This is a genomic window from Streptomyces griseus subsp. griseus, assembly GCF_000720255.1.
GTDB lineage: Bacteria > Actinomycetota > Actinomycetes > Streptomycetales > Streptomycetaceae > Streptomyces > Streptomyces griseus_I.
This window is the reverse complement of record NZ_JOJE01000204.1, coordinates 1-308: the sequence shown is the minus strand read 5'-3', so window position 1 is coordinate 308 and position 308 is coordinate 1. Positions and strand designations below refer to the sequence as shown.

The following is a 308-nucleotide window of genomic DNA, read 5'->3' as shown; positions in this document are numbered from 1 at the left end:
GTGAGGCGGAGCTGCCACAGCCGCTGCCGTTCCGGGAGTTCGTCGCGCAGGCGAGGTTGGGCATCCCGGCGTCCGAGCACGAGGCGTTCTTCGCCGGTCAGCTCGGCGACGTCACCGAACCCACCGCGCCCTTCGGCGTTATGGACGTCCGTGGCGACGGCACCGGGGTGGCCGAGTCCGGTGCGAGGCTTGATGGGCCCACAGCCGCGGCCGTACGTGAGGTGGCGCGGCGTCTCGGTGTGAGCGTGGCGACGGTGTTGCACGTGATGTTCGCGAGGGTGGTCGCCTCGGCGTCGGGCCGCGAGGAT

General features: G+C 71.8%; 1 protein-coding gene. It reads left to right on the top strand.

Annotation, left to right across the window (positions count from 1 at the left end; genetic code table 11):
- Positions 1 to 308, top strand: a 308-nt coding sequence (locus IG99_RS43800) for a condensation domain-containing protein (RefSeq protein ID WP_037684638.1), incomplete at both ends; no start/stop codon positions are given.